The organism is Halomonas sp. TD01, from assembly GCF_923868895.1.
Taxonomy (GTDB): domain Bacteria; phylum Pseudomonadota; class Gammaproteobacteria; order Pseudomonadales; family Halomonadaceae; genus Vreelandella.
Window position 1 is genome coordinate 3,509,649 of sequence record NZ_OV350343.1, and the last position, 20,795, is coordinate 3,530,443.

The 20,795-nt window shown below is 51.6% G+C and carries 10 protein-coding genes, 2 tRNA genes and 3 rRNA genes; 5 read left to right on the top strand and 10 right to left on the bottom strand.

What is annotated here, in order from left to right:
- The first annotated feature begins 32 nt into the window (after positions 1–32).
- Genes xdhA through guaD form a run of 4 tightly spaced genes read left to right on the top strand, consistent with a single transcriptional unit; the run spans position 33 to position 6,081 of the window.
- On the top strand, positions 33–1,490 hold the full coding sequence (gene xdhA / locus L1X57_RS15925) for a xanthine dehydrogenase small subunit (RefSeq protein ID WP_009724272.1): 1,458 nt from the start codon (positions 33–35) through the stop codon (positions 1,488–1,490).
- Complete coding sequence (gene xdhB, locus L1X57_RS15930; protein ID WP_009724271.1) at positions 1,474–3,897, top strand: xanthine dehydrogenase molybdopterin binding subunit; 2,424 nt, start codon at positions 1,474–1,476, stop codon at positions 3,895–3,897. Before xdhA ends, xdhB begins: the two co-directional genes overlap by 17 nt.
- Positions 3,894–4,766: a xanthine dehydrogenase accessory protein XdhC gene (xdhC, locus tag L1X57_RS15935; RefSeq protein ID WP_009724270.1), complete on the top strand. Its 873-nt coding sequence runs from the start codon at positions 3,894–3,896 to the stop codon at positions 4,764–4,766. Before xdhB ends, xdhC begins: the two co-directional genes overlap by 4 nt.
- Position 4,767: 1 nt before the next feature.
- Positions 4,768–6,081 (top strand): guanine deaminase, encoded by a 1,314-nt coding sequence (gene guaD, locus L1X57_RS15940; protein ID WP_009724269.1) that lies wholly within the window; start codon positions 4,768–4,770, stop codon positions 6,079–6,081.
- 528 nt (positions 6,082–6,609) lie between these two features.
- Here guaD and rrf read toward each other — a convergent pair.
- From rrf to L1X57_RS15965, 5 genes are all read right to left on the bottom strand, one after another.
- A 5S ribosomal RNA gene (gene rrf, locus L1X57_RS15945) occupies positions 6,610–6,725 on the bottom strand.
- Between the two features lie 141 nt (positions 6,726–6,866).
- A 23S ribosomal RNA gene (locus L1X57_RS15950) occupies positions 6,867–9,760 on the bottom strand.
- Between the two features lie 228 nt (positions 9,761–9,988).
- Positions 9,989–10,064: transfer RNA gene (locus tag L1X57_RS15955), tRNA-Ala, on the bottom strand.
- A gap of 184 nt (positions 10,065–10,248) precedes the next feature.
- A tRNA-Ile gene (locus tag L1X57_RS15960) sits at positions 10,249–10,325 on the bottom strand.
- Between the two features lie 191 nt (positions 10,326–10,516).
- Positions 10,517–12,049: ribosomal RNA gene (locus tag L1X57_RS15965) — 16S ribosomal RNA — on the bottom strand.
- Together the 16S, 23S and 5S rRNA genes with 2 tRNA genes alongside form the textbook arrangement of a ribosomal RNA operon.
- A 410-nt stretch (positions 12,050–12,459) precedes the next feature.
- Between L1X57_RS15965 and L1X57_RS15970 the strand changes: the two genes are divergently transcribed.
- Complete coding sequence (locus L1X57_RS15970; protein ID WP_009723387.1) at positions 12,460–13,446, top strand: cytochrome-c peroxidase; 987 nt, start codon at positions 12,460–12,462, stop codon at positions 13,444–13,446.
- 34 nt (positions 13,447–13,480) lie between these two features.
- Here the strand turns inward: L1X57_RS15970 and L1X57_RS15975 are convergent, their stop codons facing one another.
- The 5 genes from L1X57_RS15975 to L1X57_RS15995 form a co-directional block, all read right to left on the bottom strand.
- Positions 13,481–14,473 carry an adenosine deaminase gene (locus L1X57_RS15975; protein WP_009723388.1) on the bottom strand — a complete coding sequence of 331 codons (993 nt, stop codon included), beginning with the start codon at positions 14,471–14,473 and terminating at the stop codon, positions 13,481–13,483.
- Positions 14,474–14,488: 15 nt separating this feature from the next.
- Positions 14,489–16,216: a thiol reductant ABC exporter subunit CydC gene (gene cydC, locus L1X57_RS15980; protein WP_009723389.1), complete on the bottom strand. Its 1,728-nt coding sequence runs from the start codon at positions 16,214–16,216 to the stop codon at positions 14,489–14,491.
- Positions 16,213–17,892, bottom strand: coding sequence for a thiol reductant ABC exporter subunit CydD (gene cydD / locus L1X57_RS15985; protein ID WP_009723390.1), 1,680 nt, complete (start codon positions 17,890–17,892; stop codon positions 16,213–16,215). Before cydD ends, cydC begins: the two co-directional genes overlap by 4 nt.
- A gap of 182 nt (positions 17,893–18,074) precedes the next feature.
- Positions 18,075–19,490: a cytochrome ubiquinol oxidase subunit I gene (locus L1X57_RS15990; protein ID WP_009723391.1), complete on the bottom strand. Its 1,416-nt coding sequence runs from the start codon at positions 19,488–19,490 to the stop codon at positions 18,075–18,077.
- Positions 19,491–19,691: 201 nt separating this feature from the next.
- Complete coding sequence (locus L1X57_RS15995) at positions 19,692–20,666, bottom strand: calcium/sodium antiporter (RefSeq protein ID WP_009723392.1); 975 nt, start codon at positions 20,664–20,666, stop codon at positions 19,692–19,694.
- Positions 20,667–20,795 lie beyond the last annotated feature (129 nt).

Genomic DNA, 20,795 nt, shown 5'->3' on the forward strand with positions numbered 1-20,795 from the left:
GATCGGTCAGAACAATCATAACGGAGTTTGGCATGGCTACGATTGAGTTCTTGCTCAATGGCACCCCCAAGCAGTGTCATGTGTCACCTGACACCAGCATTCTAACGCTGTTGCGTGATCATTTGGGCGTCACTGGTACAAAAGAGGGCTGCGCATCGGGCGATTGCGGTGCTTGCACAGTGGCAATCAACAATCCAAGCGGCACGCAAAACCGCTTTTTAAGCGTCAATGCGTGTATTACCCCCGCTCATCAACTGCACGGACAGCACGTAATTACCGTCGAAGGGTTAGCAACTGAAGGCAACTTGCACCCAGCTCAGCGAGCAATGATTGAGTGCCACGGCAGCCAGTGTGGGTTTTGCACACCAGGGATTGTTATGTCGCTATTCACATTGCATGCCAACCAGCAACAGCGTCCTACACCCCTTACGCCAGAAACACTCGAGGCAACATTGGGTGGAAATTTGTGCCGCTGCACGGGTTACCGCCCTATCCGAGACGCCGCATTGAGCATGCAAGACTACTCTTGGGAAGCACCACTGTGGTTCGATGCGTCTCAGCCAGCCAGCAATCCGCTTCATGTGCCTAAGTCAACAGCCAACGATGAAGCGCTCTTTGTACAGCCAACTACCTTGGCCGAGTTGACCGACGCAAAGCGTCGTTACCCTGATGCACGTCTTGTCGCTGGCGCAACAGATCTATGGTTGGAAAGCACTCAGCGACTTATTGCATTAAACCAGCTTATTGATATCACTCGTGTGGCTGAATTGCGCCAAATTGAAGAGGCGACCTTCCAAGCTCAACCAGGTTGGTGGGTAGGCGCTGGAGTAACGTACTCGCAGCTTGAGCCCTTATTAGACAGCCACTTTCCTGCGTTTGCACATCTACTTCACCGACTCGGCTCCCAGCAAGTTCGTAACCGGGGAACGCTAGGCGGAAACATCGCCAACGCATCCCCAATTGGTGATACGCCCCCCGTACTGTTGGCCCTCAATGCTTGGGTAGAACTTACCAGCCATGACGACACACGCCAGCTTTTGCTGAGCGACTTTTTTATCGACTATAAAAAAACGTCGTTGGCTCCTGATGAAGTCATCAGTCGAATTTTTATTCCCCAATTGGCACAAACAGCCACACTGAGGGTTTGGAAGCTTTCCAAGCGACGTGAAGATGACATAACGGCGGTATTAGGCGCATTTTGCTACCGTGTTAATAAGGGTGTTATGAAGGATGTTCGCATTGCATTTGGCGGTATGGCTGCAACTCCCAAGCGAGCTACCCAAACAGAGGCAGCGTTAGAAGGACAGCCCGTTTCCAAAGCTAGCTTTCAAGCAGCTCAACGAGCCCTTGCCGAAGAATTCCAGCCGATGAGCGATGTAAGGGGTAGCCAATATTACCGAGAACAGGCCGCACTCAACCTGTTAGAGCGCCTTTACCTATCGCTTTTGTCACCCAACCAGGAGGTGATGCTCCATGCGTACGCTCACTAAACTTGATGGCGACAGCAGCCGCGCTCGTCGCGAGTTACATGATCACATTCAAGGGTCAGGCCCGCTTGCCCGCCATACCGTCGATAGTCATGGTCAGCGCCAAGCAGGCACCGCTAGCTTCCATGAAAGCGCTGAAAAACACGTTACCGGCAAGGCCGCCTACATTGATGACCTCAAAGCACCAGCCGATGCACTGCATGTAGCCCTGGGGCTTTCTCCTGTCGCGCACGGTACATTGACCGCACTTGATCTCGAGGCAGTTAAGCAAGCATCTGGCGTTGTCGATGTCATCACTTTTCACGACGTGCCCGGCCATACGGATATCGGCCCTGTGTTTCCAGGCGACCCCATTTTTGTTGATCAAGAAATTAGCTACGCAGGCCAGTGTATTTTTGCCGTTGCGGCTACCTCGCTTCAGGCTGCTCGCCGAGCGGTGACGCTGGCCAAGCTAAGTATTGATGAACAACCGGCAAGCCTCGACCCTGTTGCTGCTGCCGAACGCAATGATGTGGTTCGCCCTACACACGTTCAGGAGAGAGGCGATTGGCAAGCGGAACTGCGTCAAGCCGAGCAAACGGTTGAGGGCGAGCTTTTTATCGGCGGACAGGAACATTTTTACTTGGAGGGCCAGGCGTGTTTGGTTCTGCCCACCGAAGACGAAGGGGTCATTGTCCATACCTCTAACCAGCACCCCAGCGAAACCCAAAAACTCGTTGCCGAAGTACTGGGCATTCCCTTTCATGCGGTCACCGTTGAGGTCCGCCGGATGGGCGGCGGTTTTGGAGGCAAAGAAACTCAAGCATCCCCATGGGCATGTATGGCAGCCATCATTGCCCGCAGAACCGGAAAAGCCACACGTATACGGCTACCGCGAAGTGATGATATGCGCGCGACCGGTAAGCGACACCCCTTTCATAATCGCTACCAACTTGCGATTGATTCGCAAGGCATCATCCAAGGCGGAGAGATAACCGTTATTGGTGACTGTGGCTACTCGCCAGATCTTTCGGACGCCATTGTTGATCGTGCAATGTTCCATGCCGACAACGCTTACTCATTAGGCAGTGCTCGCGTCACCGGTCATCGAGCTAAGACCCATACCGCTTCCAACACGGCTTTTCGGGGCTTCGGCGGCCCCCAGGGCATGATGATTATCGAAGCTGCGATGGATGATATCGCGCGTAAAGTCGGTGAAGACCCTCTCACCATCCGAAAACGAAACTTCTATCGCGACGGGCGAGATGTCACCCACTACGGTCAGCAAGTGGACCAAAAACAGTTATTGCATACGCTGGTAGAGGCACTGGAAAACAGCAGTGACTATTGGGCGCGCCGCGCGGCTATCAAGGCATTCAATACCAACAGCCCCATTATTAAAAAAGGGCTTGCGCTAACGCCGGTGAAATTTGGCATCTCGTTTACCGCCCAGCACCTTAATCAGGCCGGTGCTTTGCTGCATGTGTATACCGATGGCAGCATCATGATCAATCATGGTGGCACCGAAATGGGGCAAGGCCTGCACACCAAAATCTGCCAAGTGGTAGCTCGTGAGCTTGGTTTGGATTTAGATAGCGTGCGGATTAGTGCAACCCGCACAGATAAAGTACCCAATACATCCCCAACGGCGGCTTCAAGCGGTGCCGACCTCAACGGCATGGCCGCGCGAGATGCCGCCAGCAAACTGCGCGAAAGGTTGTTCGACTTTGCCGCAATGCATTTTGAGGGAGGCTTAGAGCGAGAAGGTATGCGCCTGGAAGATGGCATGCTGATTGCTGGTATTGGAGAGAGCGAGCGCCGCATTCCCTGGGGCGAGCTTGTCCAAACGGCCTACCTCAATCGTATTTCGCTCTCAGAAAAAGGCTTTTATGCCACACCACTGATTCACTACAACCGCGCGTCGGGTCAAGGCCGTCCTTTTTATTATTACGCGTTTGGCGCAGCCGTTGCCGAAATTAGTGTTGATACATTAAGCGGCGAATACCTAGTCGACCGCGTTGATGTGCTACACGACGTTGGCAATTCGCTAAACCCAGCGATTGATATTGGTCAAGTAGAAGGTGGGTTTATCCAGGGGATGGGCTGGCTAACCAGTGAAGAGCTTAAGTGGAGCGATAAAGGTGTGCTGGTTAGCGACGGCCCTGCAACTTACAAGATACCTACGTTTGGCGATCTTCCCGCTATTTTTAACGTTGAGTTACTGGAGGGACACCCCAACTCCATGGCAAGCCTGTATCGCTCCAAGGCCGTTGGCGAGCCACCGTTTATGCTTGGTATCTGTGTGTGGTCTGCGCTACGTGATGCGCTTTCAAGCTTAACCGATTACCAAGCGTCTCCCCATCTCGACACTCCCGCAACCCCTGAGCGAGTGATGCTGGCTGCAAACGCAATCAGAGAAAAAGCACTATGACACAGCCCTCAGCAGAAACTTGGCACGCGGCACTCGATCGGTTGCAGCGCAACGGTGTCCCCCATGTATTAGCCACTCAAGTAACCAGCGCGGGTTCAACCCCGCGTGAGCCTGGTGCGCGCATGGTGATCACCCACGAGGCGGTCTATGACACGCTAGGCGGGGGCACTTTCGAGTGGCAAACTATCCACTCTGCCCGAGACTTTTTACAGCAAGGCCGCGTGGGCTTTCACTTAGAGGCATTCTCGCTCGGTGGACGCAGCGGCCAGTGCTGTGGCGGTTATGTCAATGTGCTGCTGGAGGTGTTTCCTGGAGCCGCTATCAATATCGCCTTGTTTGGTGCTGGCCATGTCGGACGAGAGATCGTAAAGCTCAGCGAACCGCTACCCTGGCAAATACACTGGTTTGATAGCCGAGCAGATGCATTTAACGAACGCGATCAGCAGCAACCCCGACTTAGTTGCCATATGCTGAGCAGCCCACAGGAGGACACTTCAGCCCTGCCACCCTACTGTCATGCACTGGTATTAACCCACAACCATGATGAAGATTACGCCCTTATCACCGCTTTACTACAGCGCCACGACATCGCCTCGATAGGACTAATCGGCTCTGATAGCAAATGGGCAAGTTTCCGAGGACGACTGCAGCGCGAAGGCTACACCGCTGAAGAAATAGAGCGTGTACGCAGTCCCATTGGCTGTATTCATAACACTAAACTTAGCAACAAAACCCCCTATGCGATTGCTTTGACGGTGGTAACCGAACTGCTTTGGCTAACGGACAAGCCAGCCTCACTAGAAATGCGCGGCCTTGAGCCGAACGCAATACGTGCACTTGTTGACGATACGAAAACGACTCAGAGTTAATATGAATTCCTCAATCGATACGCTCATCCGCGCTGAAATTGTCAGCTTTGCACGCGACCCAGGTAATGAAGATCTGCCTCAGCCGGGTAGCCTAGAGCATTATGGCGACGGGGTACTTTGGCTAAAAGGTAGCCATATTCATGCTGTCGGCCATTATGGTGATCTCGCTCACCAACTGCCCAGCGACGCCCACGTTATTGATTATCGTGGCAAGCTAATTATGCCCGGCTTTATCGATACCCATGTTCACTATGTGCAGCTAGACATTATGGCTTCCTACGGCAGGCAGCTACTTGATTGGCTAAATGACTATACGTTTCCTGAAGAGTGCCGCTTTGCCAATCATGAACATGCAGAAGCACTATCGAACGCTTTTCTAGATGAAATGCTTCGCGCAGGAACGACAACAGCCCAAGTATTTGGCTCCAGTCATCCTGGCTCCGTGGATGCGTTCTTCACCGCCTGCCAAAAACGTCAGCTACGCATGCTGGTCGGTAAAGTATTAATGGATCGCAACGCACCTGACGCCCTAATGGATGGCGTGTCAGGGATTGCAGACAGTGAGCGACTTATTCAAGACTGGCATGGCAATGGCCGACTAGGTTATAGCGTCACACCACGCTTTGCGCCTACCTCTACCAAAATGCAAATGGATGCTGCCGGCGCCCTCTTACGCAATGACTCTAGCCTTTGGCTACAAACTCATTTGGCTGAAAACAGTGGGGAATTAGACTGGGTAGCCGAATTATTTCCTGGTAGCCGCGACTACTTAGCCGTTTACGAGGAAGCGGGGTTAGTCGGCCCCCGCAGCACCTTCGCGCACGGTATTCATCTGGATAACGATATGCGTAAACGCCTGGCGGATCGAGGCGCCAATATTGCCTTTTGTCCAAGCTCCAATCTTTTCCTAGGCAGCGGATTATTTGACCGAGAGGCAGCTAAGCAGACCGGTATGGCATTTACCTATGCTAGCGATATCGGCGCAGGCACCGATTTATCAGGGTTTGGGACGCTTAAAGCAGCCTACCAAGTGGGTCAACTATGCGGACAACCTCTTACCGCATGGCAAGGTTTTTATGGCTTAACCCATGGCAATGCAAAAGCCCTTTCTTTAGATAACTATATCGGACAGCTTGCCCCTTCCTACGAGGCAGATTTTGTAGTGATTGACCCTCACGCGACATCACTGCTGGCACGTCGAACTCAACACTGCACAACGCTCGGCGAGCGATTATTTACACTCATGATGCTCGCTGATGATCGCGCCATCTATGAAACTTGGTCAAATGGGCAGTGCCAGCACCAACGGGATTAATTTTAAGCATTGCCCCTCCCCTCATGCCCCCAGTATGCGTCCTTATTGAAGGGTAAGGCTCACGCAAAAAATCCCCAGGGCTTGCGCCCTGGGGATTTTTCAAATAGTTCATAACCAATAGCCCAACAACAAAAAACCCCAGCTTCATTGGAAGCTGGGGTTTTTCTTAATAAGTGCCTGACGATGATCCGGGCGGCGCTCCGCTACTCTCCAGGGAAGACCCCTAAAAAGCAAAACCCCGACCAAATGGCCGGGGTTTCTCAATAAGTGCCTGACGATGATCCGGGCGGCGCTCCGCTACTCTCCAGGGGAGACCCCTAAAAAGCAAAACCCCGACCAAATGGCCGGGGTTTCTCAATAAGTGCCTGACGATGATCCGGGCGGCGCTCCGCTACTCTACTCGTCTCATCCTGAGACTCGCCCTTCGGGCCCGCTAAAGCGGTTCCCGTTTGTTCCCGACAAACGGGGTCCAGGGGAGACCCCTAAAAAGCAAAACCCCGACCAAATGGCCGGGGTTTCTCAATAAGTGCCTGACGATGACCTACTCTCGCATGGGGAGACCCCACACTACCATCGGCGCTAAGCGGTTTCACTTCTGAGTTCGGCAAGGGATCAGGTGGTTCACGCGTGCTATGGTCGTCAGGCGTAACTGGTCATGTATATCATGCTGTGCTGTTACTATGTTTTGTGGCGTCTCTTTCGTCTCACGCCCTCCGTGTGTCACGTGGGCTTGAGTCGCGTATCCGGTTTTCGTTATCACTGCGACCAGACCCCTTGGGTGTTATAGGGTCAAGCCTCACGGGCCATTAGTACACGTTAGCTCAACGCCTTGCAGCGCTTCCACACCGTGCCTATCAACCAGCTGGTCTCGCTGGGCCCTTCAGGAGGCTCTAGGCCTCAGGGATGTCTCATCTTGAAGGGGGCTTCCCGCTTAGATGCTTTCAGCGGTTATCCCGTCCGCACATAGCTACCCGGCAATGCCACTGGCGTGACAACCGGAACACCAGAGGTGCGTCCACTCCGGTCCTCTCGTACTAGGAGCAGCCCTTCTCAAACATCCAACGCCCACGGCAGATAGGGACCGAACTGTCTCACGACGTTCTAAACCCAGCTCGCGTACCACTTTAAATGGCGAACAGCCATACCCTTGGGACCGACTTCAGCCCCAGGATGTGATGAGCCGACATCGAGGTGCCAAACACCGCCGTCGATGTGAACTCTTGGGCGGTATCAGCCTGTTATCCCCGGAGTACCTTTTATCCGTTGAGCGATGGCCCTTCCATACAGAACCACCGGATCACTAGAACCTGCTTTCGCACCTGCTCGACGTGTCTGTCTCGCAGTCAAGCACCCTTATGCTCTTGCACTCACTGCACGATGTCCGACCGTGCTGAGGGTACCTTCGTGCTCCTCCGTTACTCTTTGGGAGGAGACCGCCCCAGTCAAACTACCCACCACACACTGTCCTCGATCCGGATAACGGACCTGAGTGAGAACGCCAATGATGCCAGGCTGGTATTTCAAGGTTGGCTCCCCTCGAACTAGCGTCCGAGATTCAAAGCCTCCCAGCTATCCTACACAGGCAACATCAGCGTCCAGTGTGAAGCTATAGTAAAGGTTCACGGGGTCTTTCCGTCTAGCCGCGGGTACACCGCATCTTCACGGCGATTTCAATTTCACTGAGTCTCGGGTGGAGACAGCGTGGCCATCATTACGCCATTCGTGCAGGTCGGAACTTACCCGACAAGGAATTTCGCTACCTTAGGACCGTTATAGTTACGGCCGCCGTTTACCGGGGCTTCAATCAAGAGCTTCGCCTTGCGGCTAACACCATCATTTAACCTTCCGGCACCGGGCAGGCGTCACACCCTATACGTCCGCTTGCGCGTTAGCAGAGTGCTGTGTTTTTACTAAACAGTTGCAGCCACCTGGTATCTTCGACCGGTTCGGGCTCTGAGAGCAAGTCTCGTCACCCTACGCCGGCGTGCCTTCTCCCGAAGTTACGGCACCATTTTGCCTAGTTCCTTCACCCGAGTTCTCTCAAGCGCCTTGGGATTCTCACCCTGACCACCTGTGTCGGTTTGGGGTACGGTCGCACATGATCTGAAGCTTAGAGGCTTTTCCTGGAAGCGTGGCATCAATGACTTCCTGACCGTAGTCAGTTCGTTTCGTGTCTCGGCCTTAGAGCATCCCGGATTTACCTAAGATGCAAGCCTACTCACTTTCACCAGGACAACCAACGCCTGGCTCACCTAGCCTTCTCCGTCCCCCCATCGCAATCATGTCCGGTACAGGAATATTGACCTGTTTCCCATCGACTACGCCTTTCGGCCTCGCCTTAGGGGCCGACTCACTCTGCTCCGATTAGCGTCGAACAGAAACCCTTGGTCTTCCGGCGAGGGAGTTTTTCACTCCCTTTATCGTTACTCATGTCAGCATTCGCACTCGTGATACCTCCAGCGAACTTCTCAATTCACCTTCATCGGCTTACACGACGCTCCTCTACCGCTCACACCTAAGTGTGAACCCGTAGCTTCGGTACCTGGTTTAGCCCCGTTACATCTTCCGCGCAGGCCGACTCGACTAGTGAGCTATTACGCTTTCTTTAAAGGATGGCTGCTTCTAAGCCAACCTCCTAGCTGTCTGAGCCTTCCCACATCGTTTCCCACTTAACCAGGATTTCGGGACCTTAGCTGACGGTCTGGGTTGTTTCCCTTTTCACGACGGACGTTAGCACCCGCCGTGTGTCTCCCACGCTCGCACTCACCGGTATTCGGAGTTTGCCTCGGGTTGGTAAGTCGGGATGACCCCCTAGCCGAAACAGTGCTCTACCCCCGGCGGTGATACGTGAGGCGCTACCTAAATAGCTTTCGAGGAGAACCAGCTATCTCCGAGCTTGATTAGCCTTTCACTCCGATCCACAAGTCATCCAAATCTTTTTCAACAGATCCTGGTTCGGGCCTCCAGTTGATGTTACTCAACCTTCACCCTGCTCATGGATAGATCGCTCGGTTTCGGGTCTATATCCAGCGACTGTGTCGCCCAGTTAAGACTCGGTTTCCCTACGGCTCCCCTAAACGGTTAACCTCGCCACTGAATATAAGTCGCTGACCCATTATACAAAAGGTACGCAGTCACAGAACAAGTCTGCTCCTACTGCTTGTACGCACACGGTTTCAGGATCTATTTCACTCCCCTCTCCGGGGTTCTTTTCGCCTTTCCCTCACGGTACTGGTTCACTATCGGTCAGCCAGGAGTATTTAGCCTTGGAGGATGGTCCCCCCGTCTTCAGTCAAGGTTTCTCGTGCCCCGACCTACTCGATTTCACATGATCAGACTTTCGACTACGGGGCTATCACCCGCTACGGCTGAGCTTCCCAGCTCATTCGCCTAATCAGTCACATGCTTAAGGGCTGGTCCCCGTTCGCTCGCCGCTACTAGGGGAATCTCGGTTGATTTCTTTTCCTCAGGGTACTTAGATGTTTCAGTTCCCCTGGTTCGCCTCTTACGCCTATATATTCAGCGTAAGATACTCATCTTATGATGAGTGGGTTTCCCCATTCAGAAATGCCCGGGTCACAGGTTGTTTGCCACCTCGCCGAGCCTTATCGCAGGCTTCCACGTCTTTCATCGCCTCTGGCTGCCTAGGCATCCACCGTGTGCGCTTCATTGCTTGACCCTATAACCCGAAGGAGTCTGGTGTCTCGCAATGATAACGATTGCCGGATACGCTTGAGACGTATCACAAAACAATTACGTATAAACGTTTTAAAAACGTTTATGTCAGCATGATATACATTGTTAAAGAGCGACTGTTCGATGAACAGTGATAAGACAACGCACTAGCTGCGCATGGCTTATCAATGGTCACAAAACATCAACAAACGGTGGGTAGTGTACTACATAATGGTGGAGCCAAGCGGGATCGAACCGCTGACCTCCTGCGTGCAAGGCAGGCGCTCTCCCAGCTGAGCTATGGCCCCATCGTATTGCTTTTTCCGGGTAATCTTATACAGAACAAGGCATTTTATGGCGACGCATAGCCTGCTATGCGGATCATAAAATAACGCCGTACTGGATAAAATATAATTTGTGTGAGACTAGGCAAAAGACGACAACGTGTAGCCTGCTACACAAGGAGTCTTTCAACGACGCATCACGCAAATTTGGTGGGTCTGGGCAGACTTGAACTGCCGACCTCACCCTTATCAGGGGTGCGCTCTAACCAACTGAGCTACAGACCCGGGCATTCAACTATCAGTAGGCACCATAAGCCTGTTAGCCGACCTCACCCTGCTTTCCATTTAAGGTCAGGGGGTGCGTTCTAACCAACTAAGCTACAGACCCTTATGACAGCCAAACTAGCTACCGTTTGCTCTATTATCTGATCAGGTAATTCATTGTGAGCGCTTACCGCGAGGGATGATGCATCGTTTAAGGAGGTGATCCAGCCGCAGGTTCCCCTACGGCTACCTTGTTACGACTTCACCCCAGTCATGAACCACACCGTGGTGATCGCCCTCTTGCGTTAGGCTAACCACTTCTGGTGCAGTCCACTCCCATGGTGTGACGGGCGGTGTGTACAAGGCCCGGGAACGTATTCACCGTGACATTCTGATTCACGATTACTAGCGATTCCGACTTCACGGAGTCGAGTTGCAGACTCCGATCCGGACTGAGACCGGCTTTTCGGGATTAGCTGACTCTCGCGAGCTCGCAACCCTTTGTACCGGCCATTGTAGCACGTGTGTAGCCCTACTCGTAAGGGCCATGATGACTTGACGTCGTCCCCACCTTCCTCCGGTTTGTCACCGGCAGTCTCCTTAGAGTTCCCGGCATTACCCGCTGGCAAATAAGGACAAGGGTTGCGCTCGTTACGGGACTTAACCCAACATTTCACAACACGAGCTGACGACAGCCATGCAGCACCTGTCTCTGCGTTCCCGAAGGCACCAAGTGATCTCTCACAAGTTCGCAGGATGTCAAGAGTAGGTAAGGTTCTTCGCGTTGCATCGAATTAAACCACATGCTCCACCGCTTGTGCGGGCCCCCGTCAATTCATTTGAGTTTTAACCTTGCGGCCGTACTCCCCAGGCGGTCGACTTATCGCGTTAACTTCGCCACAAAGTGCGCTAGGCACCCAACGGCTGGTCGACATCGTTTACGGCGTGGACTACCAGGGTATCTAATCCTGTTTGCTACCCACGCTTTCGCACCTCAGTGTCAGTGTCAGTCCAGAAGGCCGCCTTCGCCACTGGTATTCCTCCCGATCTCTACGCATTTCACCGCTACACCGGGAATTCTACCTTCCTCTCCTGCACTCTAGCTTGACAGTTCCGGATGCCGTTCCCAGGTTGAGCCCGGGGCTTTCACAACCGGCTTATCAAGCCACCTACGCGCGCTTTACGCCCAGTAATTCCGATTAACGCTTGCACCCTCCGTATTACCGCGGCTGCTGGCACGGAGTTAGCCGGTGCTTCTTCTGCGAGTGATGTCTTTCCTAGTGGGTATTAACCACTAGGCGTTCTTCCTCGCTGAAAGTGCTTTACAACCCGAAGGCCTTCTTCACACACGCGGCATGGCTGGATCAGGGTTGCCCCCATTGTCCAATATTCCCCACTGCTGCCTCCCGTAGGAGTTCGGGCCGTGTCTCAGTCCCGATGTGGCTGATCATCCTCTCAGACCAGCTACGGATCGTTGCCTTGGTGAGCCATTACCTCACCAACTAGCTAATCCGACATAGGCTCATCCAATAGCGGGAGCCGAAGCCCCCTTTCTCCCGTAGGACGTATGCGGTATTAGCCTGGGTTTCCCCAGGTTATCCCCCACTACCGGGCAGATTCCTATGCATTACTCACCCGTCCGCCGCTCGTCAGCGGGTAGCAAGCTACCCCTGTTACCGCTCGACTTGCATGTGTTAGGCCTGCCGCCAGCGTTCAATCTGAGCCATGATCAAACTCTTCAGTTTAAAATCATTGTGATGCTTACATGTCACTCGAAAGTCACATAAGTGCATCAAACTTGGCTCAAGGTCCAAACGAATTCATTTCAATTTACATTGTCATGACCGCTTGCCTTGATATTTGGTGATTTATCACCCTCATCGGCAAGCGCCCACATGAATTACCTGATCAAATTGTTAAAGAGCTATCGATTGGCGTTGCCGTTCGATGTGGGGCGTATTCTACTCATTTCTATTTATTCGTCAACACTTTTTTATCCTTTCTGATGAGTAAAATGAGCAAAAAGGATCGAATCTAAAATTGACCTAGCGCAAGCCTCTTTCTCCCCCTTCTTTCTAGACTGGCGCTAGCATTTCAATAGTGCTCATACAAAACAAAAAGCACGACACTTAACAGCCATCTGGAGGGGGATAATATGCAATTGTTTAAGAGTCCAGTTTATTTAGCAGGAGCTGCATTACTGATAGCTTCAAATATGACGCTGGCCGATGATGACATGGAGAATTATCGCCTTCGTTTTGAACCACTGCCACATCTGCCACCATTACCTGCTGAAAACTCTCAAACAGATGAGAAAGTAGAGCTAGGCAATATGCTATTTTTTGAACCACGCATTTCTGCAAGCGGAGTCATTAGCTGTGCCACCTGCCATAACCCTGCGCTAGGCTGGTCTGACCGCATCCCCAGGGCAGTGGGCCATAACGGACAAATTGGCGAACGCAACACGCCGACTGTATTGAACAGCGGATTTTTAAATGCACAATTCTGGGATGGGCGCGAACCCGACCTCGAGGGACAAGCATTAGGACCCATCGAAGCCGATGTCGAAATGGCCATGCAGCTTGATCACGCGCTAGAACGGCTTGCGGAATTTGAGCTTTATCAAGATAAATTCGCGGAGGCTTACCCAAACCAAGAAGATCCTATTAATGCAGAAAACCTTGGAAAAGCACTCGCCGTGTTTCAACGGACACTTAATACACCGAATGCGCCTTTTGACCGTTACTTACAAGGCGACATGGATGCCATTAGCGAGCAAGCAAAAAATGGAATGGTCGCGTTTGTCGATAATGGTTGTATTGCCTGCCACCGCGGCCCTAATTTAACCGATAGTCAATTTCATGCTATTCAGGTACCTGGCTCTACAGACCTTGGCCGCTATATTGTCACCGGTGAAGAGGGTGATAAATACCGATTCCGTACACCCACCCTTCGCAATGTGGCCGTCACTTACCCCTATATGAATAACGGCGCAACACAAACGCTAGAGGAAGCTGTCGCGATCATGGGGCAAGAAATGTTGGGGCGTGAATTTGATACCACAACTATAGATGAGATTACTGCTTTCTTGCACACGTTAACAGGTGAAATGCCTGAATTTGACGTTCCTGCGCTTCCTTAAATGAGCCACCGCCGACCAGAAGTCGGCGGTCCTTTCATGCTTGCTCAAGGCGCAGCAAAAGCTCTTGGCGGCGAGGCTCATCAACAAAAGCTTCTTCGATTGCATTACGATTTAGCATGCGGAATACATCAGCATCCCAGCCAAACGCTTCAGCACAAGCAACATGATTTGTCAGCAACCCACCTCCAAAATAAGCAGGATCGTCTGAGCTAATCGTCACCTTGAGGTTTTCTTTCAACAACTGAGGAAGAGGGTGGTCTCGAAGATCATCAACCACCTTTAGACTGACATTAGAAAGCGGGCAAACCGTTAGTACGATTTGACGCTCCCTGAGTCGCTTAACCACTGCGTTACTTTCGAGACAGCGAACCCCGTGGTCAATTCGCTGAACATCGAGAAGGTCCAGCGCTTCAGAAATATATTCAGCGGGCCCTTCTTCTCCTGCATGGGCAACACGCACTAAGCCAAATTCTTTGGCTCGCGCAAAGAGTGCCTGAAACTTGAACGGGGGGTTACCACGCTCGGCACTGTCTAAACCAATCGCATCTAAAAACTTCCAATACGGTGCAGCGCTTTCAAGCACGCTGAGCGCTTCTTCAGCGGGACGATCACGCAAAAAAGCCATAATCATACCAACAGACAAATCAAGCGTTGCCTCCGCCTCTTTCTTGGCACGAAGCAAACCCGCCATCACTATCTCAAGAGGAATGCCACGCTGGAGGTGGGCCTGCGGGTCAAAATGCATATCAATGTGCACTACCCCTTCTCCACGAGCACGCTGGAAGTAATCTATCGCCAAGTCATAAAAATCCTGCTCCGTGCGCAGTACATTCATGCCTTGATAGTAAAGATTTAAGAACCCCTGAAGGTCATCGAACTCATAAGCTGCTTTTGCCTCTTCAACCGTTGCGTAAGGAAGCTCGATACCATTCCGCTTGGCAAGTTCAAACATTAGCTCAGGCTCAAGGGAGCCTTCGATGTGCAAATGGAGCTCTACCTTAGGAAGCTGAAGAAGAAATTCATGCATACGAAACTCCTAGCATTAGGATAAATTATTTCCAACATTATCAAGAGTATCCGTATTTAACTTCCCCTCAGCAAGTCGCCAGTGATAGTTAACGCCCGGCAACAAGCTCGGCTCTTCCACTTGATGAATAAAATAGATCACTGTTCGACCAATAAGCCAATGATCCAATGATTTAGCAATATGCATAGCGGTTAATGCATCCACACCGGCAAAAGGTTCATCTAATAGCACCACCGCTGGGTCGCGCAAGAAAACACGAGCCAATGCCACTCTACGTGCCTGTCCTCCTGAGAGCTGCTGGCCTTTTTCACCGACTTGAGTCTTAAGCCGCTTTGGCTGCTGCTTTACCCAATCATCTAGCGCAACTTGAGAGAGAACTTCCCACAGTTGATCATCGCTTGCCTCCGGGTTCGCAATACGAAGATTCGCTGCTAACGATCCATCAAAAAGATCAACTTGCTGAGTGAGCAAGGCAAAATGTTTGGCGCGGCTTTCCGCAATGACGTTAGAAGGCGCGCAACTGGCAACGTAAATCTGTCCCTGTGAGGACGATATTCTACCCATGATAAGACTAGCCAGCGTTGACTTGCCTGCCCCAGAGATACCCGTCACCACCGCTCGCTCTCCGGCTGGCAAGGTAAATGTAATATCAGAAAGCACAGAGTGGGCCGTATCAGGATAACGCAATGAAACATGGCGAAACGCCACTTCGTGTCCGCGAGAAGCGTCAGGCAAGACTTGCGATGGCGCCTCACTCGCTATACCAGTCAATGTATTTAAACGCCGAGCAGCACCATAGCTAGCACCAGCTTTAAGAAAGGCGGCGGGTAGCGTAGTGAATACTTCATTTATGCCCAGTACCGCGATAACCGCCATAACAACGATAGGCCCGGCCACCTGGCCAGCTGCAACAGTGAAGCTGCCCAGCCATAAAACACCTACCACCAGCATGCCGGTTACCGCCGATACGAGCGCATTGCCAATGGCCGACTTATAGGCCAACTGGCGTTGATTACTAAGCGCGTGGTCTTCGTGTTGATTAACCCGTGTACGATACCAATGATTAGTTTGGTAGCTCATTAGCTCCGCCGAAGCTTGTACTTGATCAAGCACCAGATGGCGTAACTCTTCTTGGTCGTTAACTTGCTGATAGCTATTGCCAAAACCAAGCCACGCATAACCAACCGTTACCACAAGCCATAGCACACTTAGTACAGCTGCTATCAAACCGCCCAACACAGGCAGCCAGATAGAGATAAAGCCGGAGACAACAAGTATGCTTAACAGTCCAACAAACGGTGGGATTAGCAATCGTAGATACAGATTATCAAGCGTATCAATATCCGACGTTAAGCGACTTAGCCATTCACTAGCACGGCGGCGCTTAAGCGTTGCTTCATCCAACCTTGTTAAATTGCCAAACACGCGGTAGCGCAAATCAGCTAACAACGTCAGTACAGTGTTGTGGTTATAAAGGCGCTCCGCGTAACGCGCCACCGTTCGCAACAGTGCAAAGAAACGAATACCACCGCCGGGAACATAAATATCCAAAGTGACGGGCAAACCAGCCGCCAGCGCTATACCGGCCAGCGCGCACGCAGTAATAAACCAACCTGACAGCCCTAATAAGGCCAAGCCGGCCAGAAGCGTTACCCACACCAATAACGCGCCAACAAAAAAACGCTGACGACGGCGCAGAAGTATCAGCAGCCACGGCTTCATATCATGATAAAACTGCTTCATGCGGTCGCCTCGATAAGCTGACCTGCTTCACAGGTAAAGTGGCGATTAGCAACAGCCACCACCGCAGGATGATGCGTTGCGATTACTAGCGTACGGCCTTCCTTTGCCCAATCTAACAACGCTTGAATGACGGCCTTCTCGGTAATGGCGTCTAAGCTCGCCGTTGGTTCGTCTAACAAAACTAGTTGCGCCTCGCTAAGGTATACACGCGCCAGTGTAAGGCGTTGCGCTTGGCCACCAGACAGCCCTACACCACGCTCGCCTACCTTACTTTCCAGGCCATCAGGCAACTGAGACAACAACTCGCCTAGCCCCGCCCGCTGCAGCGCTTGGGCCATTGATGCTTGATCCGCCTCAGGAGCGGCCAAGCGTAAGTTATCGGCAAGAGTCCCCTGAATGATACAAGGGGTTTGATCCAGCCAGGCAACTTGGCCACCGTGACGATAGCGGCACTCGCCGCTGCTAGGCATCATAAAACCAGCCATTAAGGCTAGGATGGATGATTTACCGCTACCCGATTCACCGGTGATGGCAACCACGTCACTTCGTCGAATAGTGGCGTCCAGAGCAGCCAATACCGTGGCGCGACCCTCATACCCAATGTCAACCCCACGAAGCTCAATGACAGCATCCTCAGCGTGAGGCATTGAAGAGGCTGAAGGGACTAGATCTGGCTCATTAAGTATTGCCACAACACTTTCAGCCGCTCCTAATGCTGCCGCGCGATCATGATAGTGCTGGGATAGCGTTCGCAGAGGCTGAAAAAACTCTGGCGCCAGCAGCAAAACGGCTAGCCCAGTAAAGAGGGTTAGTGACGACGATGGCCCATAGTCGATATAACCTAGCAGGCCAAAACCGACGTACATTGCTACAACAGCAATCGCAACTGATGCAAAAAACTCAAGCACTGCTGATGACAAAAAAGCTAATCGCAGCGTGCGCATGCTTAGTCGTCGATAGTCATCAGTGGCATACCAAACATCTTTTTGTGCTGACTTGGTATGGCCAAACAGTTGCAGTGTCGTCATTCCCCTGACCCGATCTACAAAGTGAGCTGACAAACGCGACACAGCCATGAATTGATCACGATTCAAACGCTCAGCGCCCATACCAACCAACGCCATAAAAAGCGGGATAAGCGGCGCTGAAAGCAATAAAAAGATGGCGACAAGGTAGTCCAGCAAGCCAACAATGCAAAGCACCAGTAACGGTAATGCGACGACAATCCTCATCTGCGGATAAAAGCGTGCGAAATAACCATCCAACGCTTCAACATGCTCTACCGCCTGGGTCGCTATCGCGCCACTCTGCTGGCGGGTAAGCCAAACTGGGCCAAGCGTCGCCACTTTATTTAGCAACATCTCTCGCGCATGCTGTCGAATACGGAGACTTGCCTCTGCACTACTGGCTTCTTGCATTGCTTGAAATAGTGAGCGAAGCAGCACCACTGCCATCAACCCAAAGAAAAAAGCTGTCAGTGATGTCGGTGAGCGGCCATGAATTACAAGCTGATCGATAACCCACGCAAGCCCCACCACTAGTAAAACCGTATGCCCCCCTGCAAGCACTCCCCATATCGCTGCTAGCGTGAGCTTTTTTTGCTCACGCCGAGCGAGTGATTTCAACCATGAGCGTGAGGTTAAGGACATTACCTGATCTGATTTAGATGTCGCCATAACGTTAGTGGCACTCCTCACTTGATGATCGCGCCTTGCCAACAATGGATATATCCAAGCCAAATACGTCCACAAGAGAACGCCTAACCAACCAGCCCCAACCGATATCAATCATATTTCGCTTCCGTTCCAAATGGGCCTGACAGGATTCATCAGTAGCGTTAAATCCAACACTTCCATATTTAGCTCCTTGCCGGATCAACATCCTCATCAAAAGGCGTATGCGCAGCTGAAAAGGGCCGCATCGGACGTTTGAAGTTTTCTGAAGTTGCCTCCCGTTCCTCTTCAGGCAGCATACCGTTGCGTACCACACGTGTTAGGTAATAAATGCCAGCGTAAAACACTACCGCGTATACCAGCACGTAGCCCACCAACGTAAACAGCGCCATTGGCCCAGTAAGAGAAGGCGTTAACCCTTCAGAATGCGTCATAATGCCGTATACCAACCAAGGAGCGCGCCCGGCCTCTGTGACAATCCAGCCTGCTAGCACCGCAACAAACGGCATGGGTATCATGAAGACCAATGCTTTCAAGTAGGCCGAATGTTGATACACCCTTCCTTTGCTACGCATAAGCAATCCAATAAGCGCAGTCGCAATCATTAATAACCCAATTCCCACCATCACTCGAAATGCCCAGAACACAATGAAAACCGGCGGCTGCTCATCTGGTGCTACCTCGGTAATGCCGGGAATCTCACCCTCAGGCGAATGAGTAAGAATAATGCTGGCTAGATTTGGAATGCCCAACTCAAAGTGATTTGCCTGTGCTTCCTGATCAGGAATTGCGAATAACAGGAGCGGTACGTTCGATGACGTTTCCCAGTGACCTTCCATTGCCGCCACTTTAGTTGGCTGATGCTCTAACGTGTTGAGGCCGTGAAAATCGCCAACCACAGCCTGCGCTGGGGCTAGGAACAACAGCAACCACAAACACATCGACAGCGCTCGGCGGTTAGCTTCTAGATCACGACCACGGAGAAGGAACCAAGCACTTACACCGGCCACCACGAAACCGCCGGTTAAGAATGACGCCATGGCCATATGAGCAAAGCGGTAGGGAAAGGACGGATTAAAAATCGCTTGTAACCACGAGGTCACATGGAAGCGGTTATCAATCAACTCCACGCCGGCTGGCGTGTGCATCCAGCTATTTGCCGACAAAATCCAGAAAGAGGAAATAAAGGTGCCCACAGCTACCATGATGGCTGCAAACAAGTGGACACCTTGAGGCACTTTACCGCGCCCAAATAGCAGCACGCCCAGAAAGGCCGCTTCCAAGAAGAAAGCTGTCACAACTTCATAGCTTAATACCGGACCTAGAAAGTTTGACGCAGCTAAGGAAAAGTTACTCCAGTTGGTGCCGAACTGAAACGACATGACAATGCCAGACACCACTCCCATGCCAAAGACAACCGCAAACACCTTTGTCCAAAACAACGATAGACGGTCCCAAGCGGGATTTTTAGTTTTAAAAAAAAGCCCATGGAGTAGCGCTATGTAAGATGCCAGCCCAATGGTGAAAACTGGAAAAATCGCGTGAAACGAAACTACAAAGGCAAACTGAATTCGTGATAGTACAAGGGGATCAAGCTCCATCACACTCTCCTAAGACCTGGATAAGTATCCCATTAACGGGCCACACAAGCTTAGTTGAGCCTCACTGGTGCTGCATTTTAGTGCTAAGAACGATGACAGCTGCAGCTACTAAGCTTGATCTTCGAATGTGTTGTAATTTGAGACTGTGACAAAAGCTATACACCACTAGTTCTTTTTATAGACCGCGTCACATTGACGCAGCTAAGACATCACTACGATGCTGACCATGTAGCCGGTATAAGCAATGAACATAGAGAACAATAAACCACCCTCGATACGGTTTATACGCCGTGGGCGCCCCCGCCAGGAGAAGGCAAAAAACACCATCATTAAGGTCATAAAGGTCATGACGCTCCAATCACGAATTAATACCTCGCGCCCCACTTCAATCGGTGTAATAACACCTGCAAGGCCTACCACTGCCAAGCTATTGAATAAATTAGAACCCACTACATTACCTAACACCATATCATGCTCTTTGCGGCGCAAAGCACTAATAGAGGAAGCAAGCTCGGGTAGAGACGTGCCAATTGCAACAACGGTTAACCCAATAATTAAGTCGCTGACTCCAAAAGCTATCGCTATTTCGACCGCTCCCCACACTAAGATGCGCGAGCTTGCGATCAACAGTACCAACCCAATTAACGTCCACATAATCGCTTTGCCACGCGACATGGCCTTACTATCAAGCGCCTCTGCTACTTCACCGACTAGCGGATCATCTTGCTGTCCCCGTGAACGAACAATACTGACCCCAATAAAGAGCGCCAGCGCGCCTAGCAACAAGATGGCTTCTCCGCGAGAAATCCAACCGTCATATAGCATATAACCCGTTAGAAGCATGACACCTATCAACAGCGGCATCTCTTTGCGTATCACCCCCGAATGCACCGCTAAAGGAGCTATCAACGCAACAAATCCCAAGACAAGACCAATATTAGCGATATTGGAACCATATGCATTACCTATCGCTAAACCAGGATTTCCTTGTATAGCCGCCAACACTGACACCATCATTTCTGGTGCAGAGGTGCCAAAACCAATGACCAGCATGCCAATTAATAGAGGCGATAGCCCTAACCACCTTGAGGTAGCTGCAGCACCATCGATAAATTTCTCAGCGCTCCATACAAGAAGCACTAATCCCACGACAACAGCCAAAAAAGGGAGCAACATTATTTCATTTCCTTAATATCGTAATGTTAGGCACTATCATTAGGCACCATTGCCGGGGCATCCTTGTCTAACTACTTAGTTAGGTCAAGTGCTGTTTTGGTGGCGCGATTATACGACGCGATTTGACAG